This is a genomic window from Pseudorhodobacter sp., from assembly GCF_030452865.1.
Taxonomy (GTDB): domain Bacteria; phylum Pseudomonadota; class Alphaproteobacteria; order Rhodobacterales; family Rhodobacteraceae; genus Pseudorhodobacter.
The window spans coordinates 1-1688 of the sequence record NZ_JAKDLJ010000574.1; the positions used below are offsets into that span (position 1 = coordinate 1).

The 1688-nt window shown below is 58.1% G+C and carries 3 protein-coding genes; all 3 read left to right on the top strand.

Annotation, left to right across the window (positions count from 1 at the left end; translation table 11 throughout):
* Window positions 1–870: DUF5928 domain-containing protein (locus L0H65_RS19550; RefSeq protein WP_301460851.1), on the top strand; the 870-nt coding region annotated here is incomplete at its 5' end.
* Window positions 871–873: 3 nt separating this feature from the next.
* Window positions 874–1251 carry an HIT domain-containing protein gene (locus L0H65_RS19555; protein WP_301460852.1) on the top strand — a complete coding sequence of 126 codons (378 nt, stop codon included), beginning with the start codon at window positions 874–876 and terminating at the stop codon, window positions 1249–1251.
* A gap of 89 nt (window positions 1252–1340) precedes the next feature.
* Window positions 1341–1688 (top strand): DUF1203 domain-containing protein (locus L0H65_RS19560; protein ID WP_301460853.1); only part of this gene is annotated, 348 nt, incomplete at its 3' end.

Here is a 1688-nt window from a genome sequence, read left to right on the forward strand (position 1 = left end):
CGGACGCTGACCTTTCTGATGTTCACCGATTACGGCATGCCGGTGACGTTCTATAACGACAACTATGACCTGCTGATCAGTCAGGACTACCTGTTTGCGCGCAAGATCTCTGCCGATGCGACGGATCTGAAGACCCGGTTGGGCCAGCTTTATGCAGCGGAAGGGGTGAAATTCTCAATCTCCAATGAGGGGCGCAGCCTGTTTCAGTTCCTGACCGGGCGGGGCCGGATTGGTCGCCGCTTCGCGCCGCGTTTTTGGGAAACCGAAAGCAGCCTTGGCCGCGACCGGACCTTGCTGATGGTGATCTGCAAGAAATGGCATGTTGCCAAACGGTTGGTGGAGCGGATCAAGCAGGCAACCGACATCGCCACGGTGGACTATCTGTTCAATGAGGCATCGACCCCGTTGCCGGATTTGGGTGGGATCCAGTCAACGCTGGAAAAGCGGACGCGGCATCGGCGGGCATTGATGCGGATGTTGTTCGACCTTTGGGAAACCGACAAGCTGGTTGTGTGCATTGATCCGGCGAATGTTGACCTGATGCAGGATTTTGCGGCGGACCGGTCTACCATGCGGCTGTTGGAGGTGGAGTGCGACTTTACCGATGAGTATCTGATCGGTCATGCCAAGCGGGTAGGCTTGGCGGGTGCGATGACGCCGCCGGAGGTGATTGACCGGCTGTTGCCGACGATCCGCTATGATGTGAAATTCGAAAGCGACCGTATTCGCGACGCGGATTTCTCCGGGTTGCTGCGGTTTCGGGAATCTGCCGGTGTTGAGGAAAATGCCGTGTCTTTGGCGGCATTTCTTGATATTCCCGTGGCGACAGCGCGGGAAATCGCGGCAAGCAACCATCTTTTTGCGGATTGAGCCATGACCTATACTTATGACGACCAGAACATCTTTGCGCGTATCCTGCGCGGGGAGATTCCCAACAAAACGGTGTTGGAGACTGCGCATACGCTGGTTTTTCACGACATCAACCCCCTGGCCCCGGTGCATGTGCTGGTGATTCCGAAGGGGCGATATGTGTGCTTTGACCACTTTTGCGCCGAAGCGAGCGATGCCGAGATTGTGGATTTTCACCGAGTGGCGGCGAAGGTCTGCGCGATGACCGGTGTTGCGCCAGACAGAGGCGATGGCTTTCGCGCAATCACCAACGCCGGGGCGAACGGTGTGCAGGAAGTGCCGCATTATCATTTGCACATTCTTGGCGGGCGGCCTATGGGGCGGATGGTCGCCAAGGTCTGAGAGCTGCGCGTTTTTAATTTTGCGCAGGTTCCGGGTCGCGGCGCGGGTTGCAGACCGGCTATGCGGGGTGAAACCGCAGGGAGCCCGGCATGACCATTCGTTTCACCCCGATTCCAACCGAAATCGTTCGCGCTTTGCAGGCGGGCGGGCTCGACGCCAACGGGCAGGTGCCTGAACGCCATCTTTCCGACGGGCAAGGCAATCCCTGTCGCCATTGCCTGAAGCTGATCCCCGAAGGGGCGGAAATGCTGATCCTGGCGCACAGGCCGTTTCCGTTGGCGCAGCCTTATGCCGAGATTGGGCCGATTTTCCTTTGTGCTGATCCTTGCCTCGCGGGCGGCGGTGCAGATGTTCCGGAGATATTGAATTCTGCCCATTACATTCTGCGCGGCTACAGCACGGATCATCGGATCGTTTATGGCACAGGTGCTGTGGTG

Coding starts and splice junctions, on each gene's coding strand:
- L0H65_RS19555 (WP_301460852.1), top strand. CDS start 874: ATGACCTATACTTATGACGACCAGAACATCTTTGCGCGTATCCTGCGC.